4 protein-coding genes and 2 pseudogenes are annotated in these 4,468 nt (G+C 69.8%); 1 reads left to right on the plus strand and 5 read right to left on the minus strand.

Annotated features, from left to right (window positions below; genetic code table 11):
• Positions 1-247 (plus strand): annotated as a pseudogene (locus ACGFZS_RS49645) (MBL fold metallo-hydrolase); the annotation flags it as partial.
• A 115-nt stretch (positions 248-362) separates the two neighbouring features.
• Here ACGFZS_RS49645 and ACGFZS_RS49650 read toward each other — a convergent pair.
• The 5 genes and pseudogenes from ACGFZS_RS49650 to ACGFZS_RS49670 all read right to left on the minus strand — a co-directional run.
• Positions 363-545: a hypothetical protein gene (locus tag ACGFZS_RS49650; RefSeq protein ID WP_393800821.1), complete on the minus strand. Its 183-nt coding sequence runs from the start codon at positions 543-545 to the stop codon at positions 363-365.
• A gap of 270 nt (positions 546-815) precedes the next feature.
• Positions 816-1,997 (minus strand): NAD(P)-binding domain-containing protein, encoded by a 1,182-nt coding sequence (locus ACGFZS_RS49655; RefSeq protein WP_393800822.1) that lies wholly within the window; start codon positions 1,995-1,997, stop codon positions 816-818.
• Entirely contained in the window at positions 1,987-2,715 is a 729-nt protein-coding gene (locus ACGFZS_RS49660) for a CE1759 family FMN reductase (RefSeq protein ID WP_393800823.1), read from the minus strand. The genes ACGFZS_RS49655 and ACGFZS_RS49660 overlap by 11 nt, the downstream gene beginning before the upstream one ends.
• Positions 2,716-2,767: 52 nt before the next feature.
• Positions 2,768-3,955 (minus strand): CE1758 family FMN-dependent luciferase-like monooxygenase, encoded by a 1,188-nt coding sequence (locus ACGFZS_RS49665; RefSeq protein WP_393800824.1) that lies wholly within the window; start codon positions 3,953-3,955, stop codon positions 2,768-2,770.
• A 221-nt stretch (positions 3,956-4,176) separates the two neighbouring features.
• Positions 4,177-4,468 (minus strand): annotated as a pseudogene (locus ACGFZS_RS49670) (MBL fold metallo-hydrolase); the annotation flags it as partial.

Raw genomic sequence — 4,468 nt, forward strand, 5'->3', positions numbered from 1 at the left:
CAAGACCTTCGGTGCCCTGATGAAGCGGGCCGGTGTCGACGTCGAACTGAGCAACCACCCCTTCTGCGACTACGGCCTGGAGCGCATGCAGGAGCTCAGCGGCACGCCGGACACCGCCGACAACCCGTTCGTCGTCGGCGCCTCCGACACCCAGCTCTTCATGCAGGTCATGCGAGCCATGGTGAACGGCCGTATCCTCCAGGACCAGGAGTCCACCGACTCCGCCGCTGCCGGCTGCGGCTGCTGACGGCCCGAACCGTCCGAGCCGGCTTCGGAAGGACCCACGCAGGACCCACGTCCGAGGTGGAACCCGACCGTTCGGGTTCCGCCTCGTGCCCCGAGCGGGAGGACGCCGGCATGCCTCAGGGCTGTGCCTTGTCGACCTCGTTCGCGGCGTCGGCGACGGTACGGCCGTGGACGGCGGGGCGTCCGCCGTAGGGATCCGCGTCCGTCCACAGCGTCGTGGGGGCAGCCTTGCGGACGACGGGGACGACCTCGCTCGCGAAGCGTTCGAGCATGCCGAGCTGCTGCTCGTGCGGGATCACCGTGGGCAGGCTGAAGGACTGCAGGTCGTGGCCCGTACTCTTCGTGGGACGGTGCCGGGCTGGTTCCTGGTGGTGGACACCCGAGGCCGAACCGCGAGATGTACGGCGCCATGCGAAGGCGCGGTCGCGGATCGTGCGGTGCGGGTCGGAACCGGCCGGACCCTGGTCACGGAGTCCTCGCGCTCCAGCCGCATCGACAAGGCGCAGGCCAAGCGCGGCCGTCCGAGACGGCGTCGGTGCGACCCACCCTTCTGGGCGGCCTCGGGAGGCTCAAGAGGGTTGTGCGGAGGCCGGGTTGTCGGTCACGGCACGCTGTACGGGCTGTTGTCCGCCGAGGTACTTGGTGATGGCGACGACCGCGCTGCGGCCGGCGCGGTTGGAGCCGACGGTGGACTGGGACGGGCCGAATCCGACCAGGTGGACCCGGGGTTCGCCGGCCACCTGGGTGCCGGTCATCCGGATGCCGCCGTGGTCGTTGCGCAGCGCCAGGGGGGCGAGGTGCGCGAGTGCCGCCTTGAAGCCGGTCGCCCACAGGATCGCGTCCACGGTGGTGAAGGAGCCGTCCGCCTCCCGTACACCGGTGGGTTCGATCGCGGTGAACATCGGGCGGCGTTCGAGCGCGCCGCGCTCCCTGGCCGCCAGCGCGTACGGGGTCCAGGCCAGGCCGGTGTACGAGACGACGCTGCCCGTGGGTCTGCCCGCCTCGACGTCGGCGAGGACCTTGGCGATGATCTCGCGGCCCTCGACCTCCGGGTCGAACCCGCCGTCCCGGAAGAAGGGTTCGCGGCGGGTGTACCAGAAGGTGGTCGCCACCCTGGAGATCTCCTCCAGCTGCTGGAGCGCGGAGATGCCACCGCCCACGACCGCGACCCGCAGGCCGGCGAAGTCCTCCGCTCCGACGTAGTCGTGGGTGTGGAGCTGCGGTCCGGTGAACGTCTCCTGCCCCGGGTAGTGGGGGAGTACGGGGTTGGTCCAGGTGCCGGTCGCGTTGACGACCACCCGGGTCAGCCAGGTGCCGTGATCGGACTCGACCACCAGTTCGCCGTCGGGATCGGTGTCGGCGGCACGTACGGTGGTGACCCGCACCGGTCGCAGGATGGGCAGGTCGGACCGCTGCTCGAAGTCGGCGAAGTAGCGTGGCACCGCCGTACGGCTGGGCTCCTCGGGGTCGATGGGGGGTTTGGGGAAGTCCGGGAGATCGAAGATCCCGTTGACCGTGGCCATGCGCAGCGACTCCCACCGGTGACGCCACGCCCCGCCGGGCGCGGTTTCGCCGTCGAGCACGACGAACGTGCGATCCGCGTACGCGGCACCCGCGTCCAGGGCGCTGACGAACCCGCGCCGCTTCAGGTGATAGCCGGCCGACAGCCCGGACTGGCCTCCGCCGATGACCACCACGGTGGCTCTCCGAGGGGACGGCGACGCGTACGCTCCCGCCTGGTCACTGGTCATCTCGCGGCTCCTGCCGGTGGACCGGGGCGCTGCCGCCGGTGGCCAGTCGCATGAGGTCGGTGTCGAAGTCGACGTCCTCGACCGACCGTTCGGCGGCGGTGGCGTTCCCGCCGAACTGGTGCTGGTAGCCGCCCCAGTTGCTGTCGGTGATCTGCCGGCCGGCTCCGGAGCGCAGCAGGACGGAGAGCTCCTGTGCGGCGCGGGCGATGCGGTTGCCGAGGTCGGTCGACGCCCAGTCCTCGGGCGTCGCGTACAGGGAGGTGGGCATCGGCAGGGCGCGGAGGAAGGCGAACAGGGGCCGGAGGTGTTCGTCGACGACCATGGCGTGCCGTGCGCTGCCGCCCGTCGCGGCGAGGACGACGGGCCTCGCGATCAGCAGATCGTTGTCGATCAGGTCGACGAACGACTTGAACAGACCGCTGATGCCGGCCTTGTAGACCGGAGTGGCCGCGATGACCGCGTCGGCCCCGGCCAGCAGGTCCATGGCCGACTGGACCTTCGGGTTGAGCATGCCGGAGACGATGCCCTGCGCGATGTCCGTGGCGAGCGAGCCGAGATCGATCGAGCGCACGGTCGCCGTCGTACCCGTGGTCCGGAGGGCGTCGATCGTCTTCTGGGCGATGCGATCGGCGAGCAGCCGGGTCGACGACGGGTCGCTGACGCCGGCGTCGACGACCACGAGCGTGACCGGAACGGCAGGAGACGGACGGTCGCTCACGCGATGCTCCTCGCCTGCCGGGCCTCGTTCGCCGGTCGGCTCACGTCCGCCATCAGAACGCTGCCGGGAAGCTGGCCTCGACGTCCGGATCGCTGTCCTGGTACGGCGAGGTGCCCGACAGGTTGTCGCCCCGGTTGGGGTTCGGCCGCGGCCGGCGCGGCTCCGCGTCGCCGTACTTCGCCCTCACCAGCGAGGCGTGCGTCGGTGCGTCGGGGATGCCGGGCTTGCGGCGGGCCGCCATCTCCTTGCGCAGCACCGGCACCACCTCGGTCCCCAGCAACTCGACCTGCTCCAGAGCCATCTCGACCGGCAGGCCGCCGGAGTCGACCGCGAAGAGCTGACGCTGGTAGTCGCCGAAACCCTCCTGCCAGGTGAGGACCTTGTCGATCACTTCCTGTGGGCTGCCGACCGTCATGGGCGTGGCGGCCATGTAGTCCTCCAGCTTCATACCGCGGAACATCGAGTGGCTCTCGAAGTAGGGGCGGTAGGTGTTGACCGCGTCCTGGGACCGCCGGGCGATGAACGCCATACCGCCGAGGCCGACGATCGCCTGCTCGGCGGTGCCGTGGCCGTGGTGCTCGTACCGCCGCCGGTAGAGCTCGACGATCGGCTTGAAGTGGAAGTTCGGCGCCAGGATGGGGTTGGCGAAGAAGCCGTTGCCGTAGTACGCCGCCTGCTCGGCGGTCTCCGGGCTGCGGATCGAGCCGTGCCACACGAACGGCGGGACGTCGTCCAGCGGGCGCGGAGTGGAGGTGAAGCCCTGGAGCGGGGTGCGGAACCGCCCCTCCCAGTCGACCACGTCCTCGCGCCACAGCCGGTGCAGCAGGTTGTAGTTCTCCAGGGCGAGCGGTACGCCCTGGCGGATGTCCTTGCCGAACCAGGGATAGACCGGGACGGTGTTCCCGCGCCCGAGCATCAGGTCCAGGCGCCCCTGGGCGAGGTGCTGCACCATGGCGTAGTCCTCGGCGATCTTCACCGGGTCGTTGGTGGTGATCAGAGTGACGGCCGTGCTGAGGACGATCCGCTCGGTCAGGGCCGCGATGTGGGCGAGCAGGGCCGGCGGGGAGGACGGCACGAAGGGCGGGTTGTGATGCTCCCCCAGGGCGAACACGTCGAGGCCCACCTCGTCGGCGCGTCGTGCCACCTTGACGATGTTGCTGATCCGTTCGGCCTCACTCTGGGTCCGCCCGGTGGCCGGGTCCGGTGATATGTCACCAATACTGAAGATGCCGAACTGCATGGGCGGGGCTCCTAGGGTCTTGCGTGGCTCTGTACATGATTCAACAGGTTGATATGTCAAGTAAACCGTGACGGAGTGCATCCGCTATGGCGTTCGTCACGCAGCATCGCCGCTCCCTGCTCTGGGGGTTGCCCATTTCCCCACCGTCGATCTACCGGGCCTGCCGGCAGGGCACGGCCGGTGTGACGGTTCCGGCCGTGCCCTGCCCGCTGCCCTCTCCGTCAGCAGCCGCAGCCCCCCTTGCGAGTCGCCGTCGCGGACCCGGCCGCGCTGGTGGTGAACGCGGCGGTGGTGACCGTGGAGGTGGTGGAGGACTCCTGGTCCTGGAGGATGCGGCCGTTCAGCATGTCCTCCATGACCTGCATGAAGAGCTGGGTGCCGGAAGTCCCCACGACGAACGCGTTGCTGGTGCTGCTCAGTTCTGCGATGCGCTCCAGCCCGTAGTCGCTGAACGGGTGGTTGTTCAGTTCGACGTCGACTCCGGTCTGCGACATCGTCGAGGCGAAGCTGATC

It is taken from the genome of Streptomyces sp. NPDC048288 (genome assembly GCF_043201555.1).
GTDB lineage: Bacteria > Actinomycetota > Actinomycetes > Streptomycetales > Streptomycetaceae > Streptomyces.